The 18,382-nt window shown below is 44.5% G+C and carries 20 protein-coding genes and 3 tRNA genes; 13 read left to right on the plus strand and 10 right to left on the minus strand.

All coding sequences use genetic code 11. From position 1 onward, the window contains the following. Positions 1-166: 166 nt before the first annotated feature. Positions 167-655: a methylated-DNA--[protein]-cysteine S-methyltransferase gene (locus tag VLG36_05210; GenBank protein ID HSW78171.1), complete on the minus strand. Its 489-nt coding sequence runs from the start codon at positions 653-655 to the stop codon at positions 167-169. A gap of 93 nt (positions 656-748) precedes the next feature. Between VLG36_05210 and VLG36_05215 the strand changes: the two genes are divergently transcribed. Both VLG36_05215 and VLG36_05220 read left to right on the plus strand, forming a co-directional pair. Further along, positions 749-1,441, plus strand: a complete 693-nt coding sequence (locus VLG36_05215; GenBank protein HSW78172.1) for an ABC transporter ATP-binding protein — start codon at positions 749-751, stop codon at positions 1,439-1,441. Beyond that, complete coding sequence (locus VLG36_05220) at positions 1,438-2,778, plus strand: FtsX-like permease family protein (GenBank protein ID HSW78173.1); 1,341 nt, start codon at positions 1,438-1,440, stop codon at positions 2,776-2,778. Before VLG36_05215 ends, VLG36_05220 begins: the two co-directional genes overlap by 4 nt. Here VLG36_05220 and VLG36_05225 read toward each other — a convergent pair. The 3 genes from VLG36_05225 to VLG36_05235 form a co-directional block, all read right to left on the minus strand. Then, a complete protein-coding gene (locus VLG36_05225; protein HSW78174.1) occupies positions 2,771-4,288 on the minus strand; it encodes a glycosyltransferase family 2 protein in 1,518 nt (505 codons plus the stop codon). The genes VLG36_05220 and VLG36_05225 overlap by 8 nt on opposite strands. 91 nt (positions 4,289-4,379) lie before the next feature. Beyond that, positions 4,380-5,039, minus strand: coding sequence for a Crp/Fnr family transcriptional regulator (locus tag VLG36_05230; protein HSW78175.1), 660 nt, complete (start codon positions 5,037-5,039; stop codon positions 4,380-4,382). Between the two features lie 117 nt (positions 5,040-5,156). After that, the gene (locus VLG36_05235) at positions 5,157-5,708 is read right to left on the minus strand and encodes a hypothetical protein (GenBank protein HSW78176.1); all 552 of its coding nucleotides are present in this window, start codon (positions 5,706-5,708) and stop codon (positions 5,157-5,159) included. A 179-nt stretch (positions 5,709-5,887) separates the two neighbouring features. On the opposite strand from VLG36_05235, the gene VLG36_05240 reads away from it, so the two are divergent. The 11 genes from VLG36_05240 (at position 5,888) to VLG36_05290 (ending at position 13,184) form a co-directional block, all read left to right on the plus strand. Beyond that, a complete protein-coding gene (locus tag VLG36_05240; GenBank protein ID HSW78177.1) occupies positions 5,888-6,439 on the plus strand; it encodes a phosphatase PAP2 family protein in 552 nt (183 codons plus the stop codon). Between the two features lie 135 nt (positions 6,440-6,574). Continuing rightward, complete coding sequence (locus tag VLG36_05245) at positions 6,575-7,801, plus strand: glycosyltransferase family 4 protein (GenBank protein HSW78178.1); 1,227 nt, start codon at positions 6,575-6,577, stop codon at positions 7,799-7,801. Continuing rightward, positions 7,798-9,024 carry a glycoside hydrolase family 57 protein gene (locus VLG36_05250; protein ID HSW78179.1) on the plus strand — a complete coding sequence of 409 codons (1,227 nt, stop codon included), beginning with the start codon at positions 7,798-7,800 and terminating at the stop codon, positions 9,022-9,024. Before VLG36_05245 ends, VLG36_05250 begins: the two co-directional genes overlap by 4 nt. Beyond that, positions 9,017-10,960 carry a glycoside hydrolase family 15 protein gene (locus VLG36_05255; protein ID HSW78180.1) on the plus strand — a complete coding sequence of 648 codons (1,944 nt, stop codon included), beginning with the start codon at positions 9,017-9,019 and terminating at the stop codon, positions 10,958-10,960. The genes VLG36_05250 and VLG36_05255 overlap by 8 nt, the downstream gene beginning before the upstream one ends. 6 nt (positions 10,961-10,966) lie before the next feature. After that, positions 10,967-11,668 (plus strand): hypothetical protein, encoded by a 702-nt coding sequence (locus VLG36_05260; protein HSW78181.1) that lies wholly within the window; start codon positions 10,967-10,969, stop codon positions 11,666-11,668. Between the two features lie 49 nt (positions 11,669-11,717). Next, positions 11,718-11,993, plus strand: a complete 276-nt coding sequence (locus VLG36_05265) for a hypothetical protein (protein ID HSW78182.1) — start codon at positions 11,718-11,720, stop codon at positions 11,991-11,993. 49 nt (positions 11,994-12,042) lie between these two features. Further along, positions 12,043-12,118 (plus strand) — tRNA-Thr (locus VLG36_05270). 80 nt (positions 12,119-12,198) lie between these two features. After that, positions 12,199-12,402: a 50S ribosomal protein L33 gene (rpmG, locus tag VLG36_05275; GenBank protein HSW78183.1), complete on the plus strand. Its 204-nt coding sequence runs from the start codon at positions 12,199-12,201 to the stop codon at positions 12,400-12,402. A 119-nt stretch (positions 12,403-12,521) separates the two neighbouring features. After that, positions 12,522-12,598, plus strand: a tRNA-Thr gene (locus VLG36_05280). 3 nt (positions 12,599-12,601) lie between these two features. Then, positions 12,602-12,687 (plus strand) — tRNA-Tyr (locus VLG36_05285). Positions 12,688-12,758: 71 nt separating this feature from the next. Then, complete coding sequence (locus VLG36_05290) at positions 12,759-13,184, plus strand: NUDIX domain-containing protein (GenBank protein ID HSW78184.1); 426 nt, start codon at positions 12,759-12,761, stop codon at positions 13,182-13,184. 2 nt (positions 13,185-13,186) lie between these two features. Here the strand turns inward: VLG36_05290 and VLG36_05295 are convergent, their stop codons facing one another. The 6 genes from VLG36_05295 to VLG36_05320 are packed head-to-tail and all read right to left on the minus strand — an operon-like array spanning position 13,187 to position 18,190. Beyond that, positions 13,187-13,834: a tetratricopeptide repeat protein gene (locus VLG36_05295; protein HSW78185.1), complete on the minus strand. Its 648-nt coding sequence runs from the start codon at positions 13,832-13,834 to the stop codon at positions 13,187-13,189. A 9-nt stretch (positions 13,835-13,843) separates the two neighbouring features. Next, positions 13,844-14,680 carry an AAA family ATPase gene (locus VLG36_05300; protein ID HSW78186.1) on the minus strand — a complete coding sequence of 279 codons (837 nt, stop codon included), beginning with the start codon at positions 14,678-14,680 and terminating at the stop codon, positions 13,844-13,846. Then, positions 14,681-15,853, minus strand: coding sequence for an RluA family pseudouridine synthase (locus VLG36_05305; protein HSW78187.1), 1,173 nt, complete (start codon positions 15,851-15,853; stop codon positions 14,681-14,683). Beyond that, on the minus strand, positions 15,854-17,029 hold the full coding sequence (trpS, locus tag VLG36_05310; protein HSW78188.1) for a tryptophan--tRNA ligase: 1,176 nt from the start codon (positions 17,027-17,029) through the stop codon (positions 15,854-15,856). Between the two features lie 11 nt (positions 17,030-17,040). Beyond that, positions 17,041-17,754: a succinylglutamate desuccinylase/aspartoacylase family protein gene (locus tag VLG36_05315; protein ID HSW78189.1), complete on the minus strand. Its 714-nt coding sequence runs from the start codon at positions 17,752-17,754 to the stop codon at positions 17,041-17,043. Then, a complete protein-coding gene (locus VLG36_05320; protein HSW78190.1) occupies positions 17,747-18,190 on the minus strand; it encodes a hypothetical protein in 444 nt (147 codons plus the stop codon). The genes VLG36_05315 and VLG36_05320 overlap by 8 nt, the downstream gene beginning before the upstream one ends. Between the last annotated feature and the right edge of the window lie 192 nt (positions 18,191-18,382).

Consider the following 18,382-nt stretch of genomic DNA (forward strand, 5'->3'; position numbering starts at 1 on the left):
ACTCCTTATCTGAATCTAATACCTACTAGTATGTTTTACAAATTTATCGAACTGACATACATAGTTAGGTAGTAAAGATAAGGAATGAGCACTATATAAAAGAGATAAGGCAGAAATGGCTCGGTAATTATAATACTAGTAAAATAGGACTGTTACAAGGGTCATGCTATTGAACGAATGTGGTATCTTCTAGAGCTAACAGCCTTTGTTTGCAATCGGTACCGGCAACATAACCTCCAAGCTGGCCCGTGCTCGTAAGAACGCGGTGACAAGGAATCATAATGCATACCGGATTACGCCCTACGGCCGTACCAACTGCACGCACGGCGCTGGGTTTTCCTATCTGTCTTGCAAGTTCGCCGTAAGACGTGGTTGAACCCGCCGGAATGGTTTGCAATGCCTTCCAGACTGACATTTGAAAGTCGGTTCCTGTGGTTTGGACGGGTACAGAGAACTCGGAACGTTTACCTACAAAATACTCAGCAAGTTCTTTTTGTGTCGCCTCTAGCAGTGGCTCATTTTGGTTCTTAACCCAGTTTTCGGGTACGTAGGTGAAATAGCGATCACCTTCTATGTGAAGTGCAAGGATAGCTAAGCCATCAGTGCTGATGGTAAGTTTTCCGAGAGGTGATTCGATACAAGAATAATAAATCATAACCTTCTTATTCTACCTTAGATAATGGTATTTTAACTCTACATGTGAAATATTTATCTTTGTCGTGACCGCCTTCACGCTTATACTAAGAAGATGCACGATAAGGTGGTTTTGGTCGCAAAGAACATTAGAAAATCGTACGAGTCGGGTGATGGACGAGTAGAGGCTGTTAGCGATGTCTCACTGTCTCTTTACTCGGGCGAGTTTGTGGCGATCGTAGGCCCCTCGGGTTCCGGTAAGACGACACTAGCACATATACTTGGCGGACTCACGAAACCTGATAGTGGTGAGCTGCTTGTCGATAATACTGCTTTTTCAACCTACTCTGATAAAACACTTTCGCAATATCGTAATAAAAAAGTTGGCTTTGTATTTCAAAACTTTAACTTGCTCCCCTACTACAATGTATTGGAAAATGTTAGCGTGCCGCTTATCTTGGCTAAGATACCGTCTCGCCGGCGCATAGAAGAAGCAAAAAAGTACATAAAACTGGTGGATCTAGGGCATAAACAGCACGCGAGGGCCACCGAACTGTCAGGCGGTGAACGCCAACGCATAGCCATAGCGCGAGCTCTTGTGAATGAACCCCTAATTATTATTGCCGATGAACCCACGGGTAGTCTGGATAGCAGGCGTGCGCAGGAGATCGTGACAATACTTAAAAATCTAGCCCATAAAAAGGGTGTTGCAGTAGTGATGGTGACGCATGATTTGTCGTTTGCAGCCCAGGCCGATAGAGTACTGCGTATTTTAGACGGTTCTCTTCAAATGGGAGTGACGGAATGAAGCCTCGCGATTATATGACTATTGCCTTCAAAAATGTAAGACGTCAACCATTGCGGTCTCTTTTAACGATTGCAGCGCTTACGATCAGCACCTGCGTTTTAACACTCATGGTGGCAATCAGCCTCGGTGGACAGAGAGTTATTTTAAATCAATTTGGCAGTAACGATTCTCTTTCACTTATTACCGTTACTCCAAATCAGAGTGGCGCGGGACTCAGTCCTTTTGGAGATGTACAACAAGCGGGTGACACGAATACGATTTTTACAGACAACACGGTTGCTCAACTTGCCGCGTTACCACATGTCCAGCTTGCAACACCGCGTGCACATTTATGGGAGTTTGACACCATGATGGTCTCCCAAAACTCAAAACCATTCGTTGCTCAGGTTGAAGGACTACCGAGCGATGCATTTTTGCCACTTGCCGCTGGCGTGCCGTTTAGTTCAAACGATCAAAGCAACGTGATCATTGTTGGCTACGGTTATGCAAAAGCGACCGGCTTAGCATCTACACCAGGTAAGCTACTCGGTCAAACAATGACACTTACAACCCAAAAGGACTACCGAGGAGTGGATGCAAATATCCCCACCTCAGTAAGCACAAAATCGCAAAACGATGCGTTCGCGCAAAGCTCGACTGTTATTCAGGCAAAAATAGTGGGTGTAACGCAAGCTGGCGTCAACCAAAATATAGCATTCGTGCCAATGGGTTGGGCGCATCAAATTAGGACGGCTCATTATTACGAAGCAGGATTATTAAAATCAACCGATCAACTGACAAAGGACGGCTATACGACTATTCAGGTAAAAGTTGATTCTCTTGCGAATGTGCAGACTGTTTCAAGTGCGATTAAAAACCTTGGGTATGGACAAACGTCGCTGTTGGAGACGGCAAAACAACTTAATCAATTAACCACTACCGTTAGTTTGGTTTTGGGTGCAGTAGCGTGTATTGCAATGCTTGCGGCAGCTCTTGGTGTGGTCAATACGATGATTATGACAGTGACTGAACAGCGCTATGAAATTGGTATTTGGCGTGCCTGTGGTGCTAAACGAGGCGTTATTGTGCGGCTTTTCTTGATGGAAGCAACTGTTCTAGGCCTGCTGGGTGGCATTGTTGGTGTAGGCGTTAGCATTCCTGTCGCAGGATTTATTACACAGTATGGCTCCTCGCTGCTTGAGTCTCAGGGGCTTCAGTCAGTGACCATTGCACAAATATCGCCCTGGCTTGGTGCCGGGGCGATAGGAGTTACTATTGCGTTTAGCGTTATCGCTGGACTGTATCCGGCGTATCGAGCTGCTCGGCTCGACCCATCGCAAGTACTCAGCTCTAATTAGATTGCCTTGCCTTTTTACGAGTGTTAGCCATAGTAGCTAGATAGACGCTCAGTAGTGCCGGTACGGCAATAATGAGGGTTGAAAGCACTGTATGATTAAAAACATAAGCGATGCCAAGCATGCTAAACCCAAAAACAATTTCGCCAATATTGGCACGGATCGCTTCTCTTTTTGAGGTATGGTCATGACTTTTCGGAGTAACCAAGAAGACAGACTTTCCAAAAGTTGACTTAATTGAGGCACGAAGGCTCGTAAAAAGCATAGATCCATACAAAAGTATCGTGTGGAATAGATACCATGCTAGACGTGTCATCTTAATCTTACGTGAATAGAAGAAGATATCGTTAAGCATTGGCGCTAGCAAGAAGACAATCGTTGGGATGATTAACCATACTGGGTAGACAACACGGTAGTCTAAAACAGGCAGTAATACAACGTTAATAACGATGTACAGTGCAAAGAATGCAGTTAGCGGCAAGCTATAGGTGAATAGTATGATGTCCAGTTTTTCAAACCAGGTCATCTTTGACTTCATGATGCGCCACGTATATCTCTTGATAAACTCCATATTACCTTGAGTCCATTTAGAATGACGTTTTTTGAATGCTAAATAGCTTATGGGGTATTCTTCCTCGCAAGTAATATCGGGAGCGAACGCGACGTAAAAGCCTTTGTTGCGAGCCTCAATACTCATGCAAAGATCCTCAGCTACAAGGTGCGGAAAGCCGCCTGCAGCTTCATAACATGCACGACTCACCATCGCGCCGTGGCCAAGTAATGATAGAAACCCATGATAATGTTTCACTGTTTGATACGTCGGCCAATGCGAGTCAACGCCAATCGAGAACAGATTCATAAACCCATTTCTATTGCGAGTCGCTACGTGGTTAGCCTGAACGATCCCGGCATTCTTGTAATGAGCAAAGTAATCCAAACAACGCGTCACGAAGTTGTCTGGGATTATCTCGTCACTATCAAGAATTACAAAATAGTCGTAGTCAGCCTGTTCCAAGTAATTATTTAGGTTGCCTGCCTTAAAACCACTATGATCTATTCTCCGTACAACTTCAATATCATGCGCACTAGCAAACTCATCTACCTCCTCTTTAAATACAGGATCAGTTGAATCATCCAATATTATATAGGTTACATTTGGATAATCTTGGCTTAAGCATGCCTCTAGGCTTTCGCCATTAAAATCGTTATAGGTGCAATATACCGCAACGACTTTTTTATCAGCGACAGAACCATTCTGACGACGCCATTCACCTTCTGGAGGTAGTGAAAACCGTCGCCTTTTGACATAAAAGTACATCGTGTAAATGACGTCTTTTATGCCGTTAAGCCAAAAGTACATGATAAATCCTGTACTAAGGGCAACCAATGTAACGACGAGCCCGCCATAATTTTCGGCGTTGCGCACGACATGAGCGAGCGGTTGGAGCGCTAGGACGATTAGTCCCATCCATGCCGCAATAATGAACAGGTATAGTTGTGAAGATTTTTTCATCAGCCTCCTTACTTAAAAAGTACCGAGGCTGAGATTAGCATGACCCTTTTATGTGTTTATATTAGATTTCTATGGTAAAAATCTTACAGATTTAACGTACGAAGTGTCGTTCGAAGCTGTCATCAAGCATTTCGTCGAGGGTTTTTGTGTATATGACATACGCTTGTTGATGATGGCCAAGAATTTTTTGGTTTGTGAGTTTTTTAAATTCTGCACTCACCGTCTCTCGCGTGAGACCTGTAAAATTTGCAACGTCCTGTTGAGTGAGTGGTAATGGGATTTTGATAGTGTCCCTTGCCACATCGCGACCAAACCTTAGTGCGAAATAGTGGAGCGTTGATACGACTTTGTCGTACGCCTTAGAATGCTCGAGTGCGTTAAGGCGTAGTTGGGTGTGCGCTGAACGCTCTACCTGCCTGTTCAACATCTGAAACATCGATTCGCTGTTGTTTCGCAGATAAGTTGTAAGTTCATTTTTTGGAATACAGAATACCTCGCTGTCCGTAATTGCTTCGTAATAATATTGGGCACGCGTGATGATATTCATAAACCAACCAATTGGAAATACGTCTAAATACGTGCTGAGCTCGATTGGTTTTTCTTCACCCTTTGAGGTAAGATTATAACTTTTTATAATCCCACTCTTAATAAAATAGACGCAAGTGGGTTCTGCGTCCTGATGCAAGACGATATCGCCTCGCGTAAATTTTTTTATTGGAAATCGCTCTAAGAAAACACTTATACCGTTCAAATAAATACTCCTTCGCAGGTTATATAATATCGGAAGCGCACCCTTCCTATTATAGTCCGTTGGTGTGACCTACATCACATTATAGTTTGTGGAATTGACCACACTGACCATAAAAAACTATGCTACAAGAGGTAAATCTGTCTGTGCTTCGCTTGCCCCGCCGAGCAGCGCAATGACTCTGAGCGTTTGCATACCGCGAAGACGGCGCTTGGCGATAAGCTCAGCTTGCGCTCTTTCAGAAGCATCTTCAAGGCTGCTAACAAGCTCTCGAACTATTTCATATTCTTGGCTTTCTACAGACTCGCTTAGAGCTGCTAGTCTGCCTCGGGCATGTTCTAATTGCGTCAGGATTTCGTGCAAGGCTTGTTGGTATTTATTATGAACAGTCTGCGCCTCACGGTGGTCTTTATCATCAAAAACGTGCGCCCAACCTGTTTCCGTATCTGGACCTATGCCAATCTGAGTGCCGTTATTTGTGGTGTCGAGCACATCTATTATAGCGTTCGCCGCGTTAATATGGGATACGGGCAACTCTTGATTAAGTGCGAGAAAAGCAATAGCCTGTGTCAGTTGGTCTGGTTGTTTTCGAAGTATTTCGTTATATTTCTGAAAAGCTCGTTCACCCGCTGCTGGCGCACATCCCTCATTTGATAGTTCATAACGTGACATAATTTTCTCCTCTATTTTTCTCAAACAAAAAACGCCCTACATGGTGGCGTTCAAGCACAACAGTGCGGGAGCGTCTGGCATCAAAGATGAATTATACGCTTATTACGTAAAAGTAACAGTTTTTAAATCCACCTCTTCACGATATTTTAAGTCTATGTAGTATAATAAACATATTACTTATGAACACTGATTTATTACTTCTCATCAACGGCTGGGCGGGCCACTCACACTTATTAGATACGGCAATGCTATTCATGGCGAAGTACGCAATATTCGTTCTATTCGCAGTTGCGACTGGCTGTGTCGGCTATTACATCTACAAAAAAGAATGGAAGCCTGTCGTCTACTTCGCCGCTACCTTAGTTGTGACTTTTATTTTATTAAGGTTGGCAGCTCTTTTGAATTTTGACCACCGTCCATTTATGGACCATCACCTAACACAACTATTGCTTCACGCATCCGGATCATCTTTCCCAAGTGATCATACGACTGCAAGTGCCGGTGCTGCCATGGCCGTACTACTCTTTACAAAGTTTAAAAAGACCGGCTGGATTCTTTTGCTCGCGGCAGCTCTGATTGGTTTTTCTCGCATCTTTGTGGGGGTTCACTACCCCGCCGACATCGCGGGCGGCTTAATAACGGGCGCTCTTGGTGGCGGTCTAGTGTATTTTGCTAAGCATTTTATTGACAAAAAGCCTACAAAAGTTGCATTTACCGACCACACGCGTTAAGTTACAACGCGTCGATATAGCCAACATATAAAATACACCGATATGCTGTTGTAAAAGCATAAGCGTCGCTCTATAATTAGGGTAACTAACCGATGGTAGAAAAGGAGCGCCGGATTTTTATCCGTATATAGGAGAATGAAGATATTGATGCTCGGGTGGGAGCTGCCTCCTCACAACAGTGGTGGACTCGGTGTGGCATGTTATTACATGTCTAAGGCTCTTGCACTCCAAGGCGCATCAATCGATTTCGTCGTTCCCTACACAGCTTCGCACCCTGATACCGAATTTATGACTGTTCATGCTGCAACTGAACTTGATCCATTGGCTCGCTATGGCCTTATGGGCGCGTACGATAGTAAATACCTGCGCCAGCTTGGCCTTGACGAGGTTGATACAAGTGATCTTCAAGATATGCGCGGCGTTCAAAAACGTTACGTAAAGTATATTGAAAGCTTTGTTAAAACCAACAAACCAGATGCTATTCATGCGCATGACTGGCTGACGATGGAAGCTGGGATGCGCGCTAAAGAACTGACTAATGCACCACTTATCGTACATGTCCACGCCACCGAGTTTGACCGCTCTGGTAGCGAGTCGGGCAACCCGTTAGTCCATGAGATCGAGTACCAGGGCTTAATGATGGCTGACCGTATAATTGCTGTCAGCAACATTACGAAAAATATCATTATTCAAAAATATAATATCCCTGCCGATAAAATTGAAGTTATCCATAATGCCATTGATATTTCAAGTTTCGGTCCATACGACTACGATCGCCGTACCTATGCGTATTTGGAGCACCTCAAACAAGAAGGATACACGGTTGTTTCTACACTCACCCGTTTTACCGTACAAAAAGGTTTAACGCATTTTATTCGAGCTGCTGCTAGGGCATCAGAAAAATACGATCGACTTGTTTTTTTGTTAGCTGGCGACGGTGAACAGCGCAATGAGCTAATTGATTTAGCAGCTGACCTCGGTATCTCAGACAAGGTGTATTTTACGGGCTTCGTACGTGGCAAACAATGGCGAGATGCTTATAACGTTGCTGATATTTTTGTGATGAGTTCCGTTAGCGAACCGTTCGGACTCACCGCTCTAGAAGCAGCACATTATAATTCGGCCTTGATTATCACCAGACAATCCGGAGTAGGCGAAATTCTCAGTAACATATTTCGTTATGATTTTTGGGATATTGATGTTCTAGCTGATCAAATGGTCGGTATCGCAACGTCCCCTTCACTTGCTCATGAACTTAAGCAAAATGTTAAACACGAATATGCACGAATATCCTGGCATGATGTCGCAACACGTTGCATGGAAATCTACCATACCCCTAAGAAGACAGGAGTTCTCGTATGAGCAAGCGCGGCATAACTCTTTATTTACACGTCCACCAACCGCTACGCGTACGCAAGTATAGCGTGTTTGATACTGCCGAGCATCATGACTATTTTAGTGAACATGATTATAGCGACCGCGATAACGCAAAGATTTTGCGAAAAGTCGCCGACAAGTCATACCGTCCAATGAATGCGCTTCTTGAAAAACTACTTGCGACACATCCAGAATTTAAAGTATCACTTAGTATCACCGGAACATTTATAGAGCAGGCTGAAAAATGGGCACCTGATGTCATAGAGAGCTTCCAGCGACTCGTAAAGACAGGGCGTGTTGAGATTTTATCTGAAACGTATTACCATAGCCTCGCATTCTTTTATAGTCTTGATGAATTTGAACGTCAGGTTAATATGCATCGCGATAAAATTCGTGAGTTATTTGGCGTGGAGACCTCAGTCTTTCGTAATACCGAGCTAGCTTATAACAATAGTCTGGCAAAATGGGCAGATGACTACGGTTTTAAGGGGATACTAGCCGAGGGTTGGGACCCCGTCCTGGAATGGCGAAGTCCAAATTATACCTACAAACCAGTTGGCACTGAAAATATCGCATTGCTTTTAAAAAATTATCGTCTGAGTGATGACCTTGCCTTCCGTTTTAGTAATAAAGCCTGGGAGCAATGGCCTCTCACTGCCGACACCTACAGCGAATGGACTAACGCCTCTATTAACGATAGTCCACTTATTAACTTATTTATGGATTACGAAACCTTTGGTGAGCATCAGTGGAAAGATACCGGCATCTTTGAGTTCTTCGAGCACTTTGTAGCTAAATGGCTTTCTAATCCAGATAACACTTTTTATACCACCTCTGAAGCTATCGACACTCATAAGTCTGCTGGCGAAATCGACATGCCCCATACAGTCACATGGGCAGACACTGAACGTGACCTAACTGCTTGGCTCGGCAACAGCATGCAGCGAGAGGCACTTCGACATCTCTATGCACTTGAGGATGACATCCTACGGAGTAAAGATGACGAACTCATTGCAGACTGGCGGCGGCTCCAAACTTCTGACCACGTATACTACATGTGCACCAAATGGTTCACTGATGGTGACGTGCATGCGTATTTTAGCCCTTACGATTCACCATATGATGCCTTCTTATATTTTATGAACGCACTTCGTGATGTTCGCTACCGCCTCATGCAATCACACCAGTACGGAGGTCTTAATGGCTAGGCCGCTTGTCCTAAGTAATGGAGAGCTCCACGTCGGCATTAACAAGTATGGGCTTGTTCATGATTTTTACTTTCCATATGTTGGGCTCGAGAACCATGCTGCCGGTAAATCACTCCGTCACCGCGTTGGCGTATGGGTTGATGGCCAGATAAGTTGGCTGGATGATATAGGATCTTGGGAGTTTACCTTTAGCTATCCCCACGAAGCACTTATTGGCTATACAGTAGCAAAAAATGATCACCTTGGTATCATGCTTGAGATCGACGATACCGTTGACGCTCAGATGAGTGCGTTTATGCGTAATATTCATGTTATTAACATGCAAGATCATACACGTGACATCCGTCTGTTTATGCATCAAGCTTTTGATATCGGTGACGCTCGTAGTAACACTGACACGGCTCAATATTTACCTGATAACGAAGGTATCCTACACTACCGAGGTCGTCGAGCGTTTATTGTATCGGGCATGTCGGGCGGCAAGCCGTTCGATCAATATACCGTTGGTCTGTTTGGCATTGAGGGTCGTGAGGGAACATACCGTGATGCAGATGACGGCGAGCTGAGTTTTTGTAATGTTGAGCATGGTCGAGTTGATTCTACTATTCGTTTTAAGCTCGATATTGAGGCACATAGCTCCGCCCGGGTGCACTACTGGATTGCTGCTGGTACTTCTTCGCGCGAAGCGTTATACATCGACAACCAGGTCCGCACTGACGGTGTGCTAAAACGCTTACATTCAACAGCCGACTGGTGGCACACCTGGCTCAAGCCGGCCAAACATGTTGCCGAAAAACTAGCACCAGAATACCGCGAAAGCTTTATCTGTAATACGATGATTATCAAATCGCAGATAGATAAGCGTGGTGCAGTTATGGCCAGTACTGACACGACTGTTCTTAATTACTCTCGTGATGCTTACGCCTACTGTTGGCCTCGCGATGGCGCCTATGTTTTGTGGCCACTTATCCGAATGGGATATCAAGATGAACCTCATAGATTTTTTGAGTTCTGCAGGCGGGGCATTCACCCGGATGGCTACCTCATGCACAAATACCGTGCCGATGGCGCACTAGGCAGCAGCTGGCATCCATACATTCACGATGGTGGCGAGGTTGCACCGCCTATCCAGGAAGATGAGACAGCCCTCGTACTGTTTGTCTTTGCGCAGTATTACCAAATGCATAAAGACGCTCGACTTTTAAATGAGTTCTATCATGCTATGGTTGTGCCGATGGCTAACTTTATGACAATCTATGTCGATAAAATGACTGGTCTGCCAAAACCAAGCTACGATCTATGGGAAGAGGTGTTTATTACTTCAACCTATACAACATCGCTTGTCTATGCGGCACTTCATGCTGCAGCAGACCTCGCTGAAGCAGCAAATGACCCGGATAGTGCCGTTAAATGGCGCTCGGCAGCTGATGACATCGCCGTCTCTGCCCACAAACATCTATATGATGCTGAAAGACGGTCCTTTTATAAAGGAGTTACCGTTAAGGATGGTCAAATTATACCGAATACGACTATCGATGTGTCGAGTATTTTTGGCGCATTCATGTACGGACTCTTTCCCGTCTCGAGTAGCGAACTGGTAAATGCCGTTGCTACACTTGAACGCACATTTGGTGTAGATCAGGGTAAGTTAGGCTTACCACGCTATGAAAATGATCAATACTACAAGGTCACCTCAGATGGACGCAGTAACCTTTGGTTCGTCACATCTCTCTGGCTTGCACAGTACTATATCGAAACCGACAAACTCGACAAGGCAAAATCAATTATTGCCTGGGTTAGAGACAGTGCTATGAGCACGGGTATTATGGCAGAACAAATTAGCCCGGTTGATGGCTCTTACATCTCCGTTGCGCCACTGACTTGGAGCCACGCAGAATATATAGCAACTTTACTCGATACTATCACCGAGAAATAACCACCTATGAGTAAGCTGACGGCAAAAGCAAAGTATTATTCAAAAGCCTTCGTTCCGGCAAAGGTTTTACAATCGCGTCTGCATAAGCGCGTGTTCATGCAGTTTGCCGAGAATGCGGGTTTTGTATACTTTGGCTATGTCGATCAACGCAACGATGAGCATCGATTAGTACGCGGGTTAACCGTCTCAGCAGACCATCGTGATAATCACTACTGCATTGGTTCATACAAAGGCTACGATACAACACTCGTTGAACGTACGGATACGATTCATTTTCCAGGTAAAGCGCCTCGTACCGAGGAATGGATCATTATGGCGTTTGATCTTCATACGACCGTCGACCTACCTCATGTATTCATTGGACTCCATACACACAGTGATACATTTTATGCTCATCTATTTATTAAGTTCGCGACACTTACAAAGTCCCCACTTGGGACATTCACTGCTTATGATCGCTCTTTTACTGATAGGTATGCTGTTTATACAGATCCTTCACAGACCCTTATTGCCGAACAACTTATAGATAAAAATATGGCAAAAATTATGGCGGATCATTTTGGCTCGTTGACAGTTGAAATAGCTGACGGTTGCTTATATTTATACGCCTGGCATCAGCGTCCGAATCAAACAGTACTGACGAAAATACTCAATAACGGCGTATGGTTAGCACACGAGCTTGATGCCAGATCGCACGAATTAAATTGACATTTTAACCATATAATGCTAAAATAGTCATCAGTTAAAAGAGGTGTCTATGTTTGAATCGATAAAAAATACGCTTTCAGCGTGGAACGCGCAAAATGGTGAGCGTGCAAAACTGCAGCATGCATATATTACTATTGCTACCGCTCTATTACTCGTTGCCGGTGTCATTGGACTTATGAATCATGAGCTTGGCCAAAATATCCTTGCCGTTGCCATCGTTTGCGCAGCAATGTTTCTCGCTAATGCGGTCGCTTGGTCACTTTTACGGTCCGCTCTTCTTTTTAGGCTAGGTACCTCTAAACGCCAGGGTAGTCGTAAAAAATAGCACCCCTGTTGATCGAGGGCTTACGTTTTGCTACAATAACCGGAGGTGTGCCGCGATAGCTCAGCCGGTAGAGCGCATCCATGGTAAGGATGAGGTCTCGGGTTCGATCCCCGATCGTGGCTCCATTTTTGTTTCACCTCTAGCAATAATTCGTATTTAATGCTAGAATAACTAAGATTGCAATAACAAACTAAGTGAGTATTAAATGGCAAAGAAGAATACAAAGCGTAAATTGGTTGGTATGGTAAGTGAACTTACAGGTCACCGTATTTACACAACCAAAAACACTCAGAACAACCCAGAAAAGTTACGTAAACGTGCTTACGATCCAATCGCTCGCGTTCACGCATGGTACGAGGAGACTAAAAAGAACCTCGGCCGAAACGAAATTAAGCCTCGCAAGAGCTAGTTCGATCTAAATACCCCGCCCTACAGCGGGGTATTTTTGTGCACCTATTTTCTACCTAACCCCTTGAATTAAACGCTTTTCTACAGTACACTTGTACCTGTACTTCGTGTGTACAGTATGCCGCCTTAGCTCAGTTGGTTAGAGCAGCTGTTTTGTAAACAGCAGGTCTTCGGTTCGAGTCCGAAAGGCGGCTCCATAGGCTGGGGTTGTGGAGCGGTCAAACACAACAGACTGTAAATCTGTCGGCTTTCGCCTTCGCAGGTTCGAATCCTGCCCCCAGTACCACGCAAATGCGCTCACCTTACGGTGGGCGTTTTTGTTTGTCGAGAGTTCCATGAAGGGCTATACTAGATAAAATGAAGGACAGGCAAGCTCGAATAGGTATTGGCGTTATAGTTATTAAGGACGGAAAATTCCTCGTACAACAGCGTAAGGGATCTCATGGCTCTGGAACTTGGTCTATTCCAGGTGGACATTTAGAATTTGGAGAATCATTTGAAGAAACAGCCGAGCGTGAGGTACTTGAAGAGGTGGGAATAAAGATTAAGAATATTCGTTTCGGTGCGGTGACTAACGATATTCTACTTGCCGACAACAAGCATTACGTCTCTATTTGGCTCGTCAGTGACTACGACTCGGGTGGAGCGCGTATTTTAGAGCCTGAAAGAAGTGACGGGCTTGAATGGTGTACATTCGACACGCTGCCTACTCCACTTGCGCCATGGTGGAATCAGTTATTTAAATCTGAATTCTTTGATTCTCTTAAAAAACTAACAGAATAAATTTACATCACTCGGCGAACTTGGCGAATGTGCTGGGGACGCTCAGGTGTGAGCATTTTGCGAGCTTTTTCATGTAGTTCTGCGGCGACGTCAGGCTGTCCATTACGATCGTAAGCATCGGCCAAGATATTGATTGTTTGCGGAGTCTCTTCAATTTTTACAGCTTCTTGAAGTGCATCAATCATCTTTTTAATATGACCTAACTTTTCTTGCACCTTAGCATACGCCACATGACGCGCTGCAAGATCATTCTCCATCGCAAGTGCTTGCTCAAACGCGAGGGCAGCCTTTTCGTATTGCTTAGTCTCGTAGTAGATGAGTCCGACATTATGAAGACTACTCGCACTTGGCTCAAGACTCTGGGCAATCTCAAAACATTCAATAGCATCTTTAAATGCCTGTTGCTTGGCATATAAAATACCCAGGCGGTTATATGCCGTTGCATTACGTTCATCAACACGCAAAATAGTTAACAAGGCCTTCTCTGCCCTTAGGTATTTCTTGTCGCGCAATGACTCTTGGGCGACATCCCATAAACGCTCTAGTTTTTCAGAGATTTTAAGAGGTAAATCAGTTGCAACTTCAGTGATAGTCTGGCGCTTCATTATAGCCCACGCACCAAAAACTGCAATTAACACAATGCCTAACATATACGTGTATTATAGCACAAACTGCATCAGTTGCAGCGCGATGCTTTGGTTACCAGCTACCCGGTCGCGTAGATCCAAGAGCAGCTCTAGCTGGACAACCATAGATAGCTGCGGCTTAGCACTTAAAGTTTTTCGTAAAATCTTAATAGCACATTCCAGCAAACGTAAGGCAGCGGGTCGGTCTGAGCGATACTTTTGCACGATGAGCGACCTTTTATAGGCATCTGCCTGCAAGAAATCACGTGCATCACTTATAACATTAGCCCAGGCGTTAAATTGCCCTTCGTCGCTCGCCAATCTTGTTAGCTCAGCTGGCAAACCCTCGGCGATGTAACGTAACTGTATTCGTTTAACTTGCTCGGTAACTCCAAGATCTGCAATAATCGTTAGTGTCTGTTCAGCTGTAATAGGCTGAATAGTCGTCTGCTGAAGGCGTGATCGGATAGTTGTCAGTAACTTTTCGGGTTGATGTGATGTGAGTATAAATTTTACGTGGCTACCAGGTTCTTCAAGCAACTTTAGAAAAGCAGACTGTGCACCGTGACTCATGCGGTCCGCATCATCGATAATAATGACTTGGTCGGTTACCCGCTTAGAGCGCGTTTGTTCATATAAACGACGGATCATCTCAACGGTGAGCGTTCCGCTTTCACTGTCGCGGTTATCTTTTACGTCTTTCGGAAATAATTCAGCGGCTATGTGGTTGCCCGCCAGCGCTCTGGCTATCGTATACAGTCCGACACCACGTTCTCCACAAATAAGAATAGATTGAGGTAGATTATTTGCAAGCGACGATAGTGTGCGACGCGAGACAGGGTGAATAATCAACTCCTCAAGTAGCATCATTTAAAAAGAGAAAGTTCCTGAAAAGTTACGAGTAAACTCTGGCGGTACAGGTGCTTCAAACACACGCCTATCACCCTTTGGAATAGTAATTTCGAGCCGGAAAGCATGAAGATACAGCCTGTCAGCCTCTTTCCCATACACACGATCACCGTGAATTGGAGTGTTGAGATAGGTCATATGTACGCGAAGCTGGTGGGTACGCCCAGTATACGGACGGAGCTCGATAAGACTCTGTGTGTCGTTAGTGCTTATAACTGTGTATTCCGTAGTAGCTGCCTTACCTTTAGCATCAACACGGAATGTACTTGGCGCCGAAGGATTACGTCCAATAGGTAGATCTATTTTTGCCGTTGGTTCATTAAGATGTCCGTCAATAACAGCAATGTAAGTCTTTTTAGTCTTACGGTCAGCAAACTGCTTTTGTAGTAAGTGCGCCGCGTCCTCATTGCGAGCGCCTATAATAAGTCCACTCGTATCACGATCTAGGCGGTGCACGATGCCTGCTCGGGTGGTCTCGAGCCCCCATGAGGTGTAGTTGCGGAAAAAGTCGGCAACGGTAAACTCATCATTCAAAGCCCCCTTAGAATGCGTTAAAACGCCTACGGGCTTATTTACGACAATGACATTATCGTCCATGTAGACGATTGGAAGCTCATGATGACTAAAATCGGTCGCATCGGGAATACTGGTTGCAATTTGATCGCTCTCAAGCACATCTTGTTTTGGCGACACCTTTACTTCTCCATTAACACTCACATGACCAGCCTTAATGTGTTTTTGCCACGTACTGCGTGATTGTTCTGGAAAGCGTTCAGCCAGAAGACTATCGAGACGTTTTTTGTTCGATATAATAGCGAATAAATAGACGTCTTTACCTTTATACGGTAGACCGTAGGTCATAAGTTTGTCCTCACGAGGATTCTCTATCAATTCTCCCGCAGCATCCTGTTTTTCAGTACGAATTTGATTTAGGATGTATGCGGTATCGTCCTCAGCAGTGTCATCATACAGGATATAAAACTGTTGCTTGTTAAAGCGAAACGAAACCAGTGTATTAGTAGGGCCGGGGTTGGAAAATGCTACCTGTTCCATTTGACGTGGAACGTTTTCGTCTGACGCTATATCAAAACGACGTAAGATAGCGAGGATGTCTGAACTTGATACTTTAACCATTTAGGCATCTTTCGGGCGTAAGCCAACGGCTTTTTGGGCGCGTAATAATGTTGCACTAGCAACGGTTGATAATTCGGCCTCGGATTTTTGCAACTTAGCGATAATCACTTGATCATCAATAGCAGCAAGACGTGCCTGGAAGTCTGTCAGAAACTGACGAACTTCATCCGCAACAACTTTTTTAAAGTCGCCGTAGCGGGTTTGGCCTTCAAACTCTTTCACAACTGCATCGCGTGGAACGCTACGTAGTAATGCCAGAATCTCCAGAAGGTTACTGATACCCGGCTGGTTTTCGCGATCAAAATGAATTTCAGCCTTGTCGTCGGTTGTGGCGGCCATTATTTTTTTAGCAGCCACGTCTGGGTCGTCACCTAGGAAAATGACGCCCTTACCGGTTTCATCACTTTTGCTCATTTTTTTAGTAGGCGTAACTAAGTCTTTAATCCGAAGGCCTTGGTCTTTACCAAAAAACTCGTGCTGCTTTGCAACGGGTTCTGGAATGGTAAAAATATCACCAAACCGGTTGTTCATGCGCTCCCCAATATCCCGAGTAAACTCAACGTGCTGAGATTGATCATCACCAACCGGAATATAGCTTGCATCGTAAAGGAGAATATCAGCGGCCATAAGAACCGGATAATTGAACAGTCCTACTGATGCCTCCTTCTCCTGTCTGTCAACTAGCTCCTGTAGGGCAGTCGATGTCATAGCTAGATACTCGGCAAATTTCTGTTCGTTGTAGCTCTCGCCAAATTTATTTTTCATTTCTTGGAGATGCTCGATTGCTTGGCGAATTTCTTCCCGATAGTCAATTCGATCAGCCTTGTCCTTGAATTGGATCATCTTACTCATTTCGCCAAAACTAGTAAAGCAATCAAGAATCCACGTCAGCTCGCTGTGCGCAGAAATATAGCTTTGGCGGTATAAGTAGATATCGTCGTTATCAAGCGGTAGGCCAGCGGCTGCATAAAGACGTGCGTTATGTAAAATCTGTTCATATAGTGTGCTGTGGTCGATAGGCGTAGTAAAGCTGTGTAGGTCAGGAATAAACATGTTGATGCGGTATTCGTTTGAACGATTTTTAGCCATATCAATCATTGGCAAAATGCCGCCAAAATAGTTGCCGATAGTTAAGTCGTTATTGGCGCGCAGGCCAGTGAGAATAGTTGGTTTCATAGCTATATCCATTATACCTTACTCTGGTAGGTCTTGTATGCTTTGAACCCTAAATATTTAGTGTACTTTTTGTAAGAGTTTTCACCTACTAGAATCGGGTAGAAGCCAAGCGGACTCATTTCAAAATTACGAAGCTCTTCGGCTTGTTCTTGAGTGATCTCATCCTTACCTAGCAAGTCACCAACTTCATATACTGTTTTTGTTTTTTTGCTGGCAGCATTGTGCAGATATCTATCGATGTCACTCGTCAGCTGTTCCATTAGTTTGGTTGTAAGTTGTATAACATTAACCTCGATAGAGGCAGACTTTGAATACACACCGATAAGTGACGTCTCAACGATTTCGTGATTCATATGGACGATCTTTTCAATAGATGAAGCACGTATAAATTGACGGTTGTCATCTGTAATGCCAGCCACGATGAGACAAGGAGGTTGACTACACGTTGTTGTATGCAGATCAAGCACAAGATCGAAATCCTGCTTTTTAATGTACTTTAAGATCGTATTGGCGCGCCGCTCCTCATATGTTGTATCGCCCCCGGTATAGCTACGATTAAGATCTGACTCGATGTAGCGTACTTTTTGACGATACGCCCTGAGGTTACCTCGCTTAAACGTAATGAAAGGCAGCAGATCAAGACGATTTGAGGCTATATACGCATATAGCTGCTCACCGAGCAGTTCATTACCGTGTTGCGATCCAAGCAAAAGTATTTTATTCATGAATTGATTCCTTATTTACGTTAACTGATACGGCAAGTGCATTTCCGGGCTTTTCAAGCAAAGTGCAACGCTCTTTTAGCACATGACCGTTATATTCTCTAGATGCAGGATCATAACTGCCATAAAGACCATCTGGCCCATACCTATCTATATGATACGCAATACCTTCATGTATCGATACGTGTGGGAGTGGACTACTTAGTTGTAAAAGAACATCTGCCTGTCGAGTGACAGCACCTAGGATGCGGAGAATAGCTGGATTGCGCGTATAGGCGCAAAGATGTTCTGCAGGGTTTGAATCTAAAAATTCCTGAACGATTTCACTGCCTATTCCCTTTTTCTGTAAATCCGGGTCAACAATTATTCCCGCAAGTTCGATTGCCTGGCTGCCAAAGTTGTCTCCGATATGCAGCAAATGCAAGAAGTCGTGTCTCATTCTTTAGCAATTGAATATAGTCGGCACTCTCTAGGTGGGACTTGGTGTCTAAAAAGTTATTCTCGTCGGCTTCTCGGCCGAAACCTTTGGCGGTTATAGCGGCAGCGGCTTCCATATTTATGCCACGAATCGTCTGTACTGTCTCTAGTGATAGTTTCATTTCTTTCTCCTATAATTCTGTGTTCTCTTGGT

It is taken from the genome of Candidatus Chromulinivoraceae bacterium (assembly GCA_035478595.1).
Taxonomy (GTDB): Bacteria; Patescibacteriota; Saccharimonadia; order Saccharimonadales; family Saccharimonadaceae; genus CAMLKC01.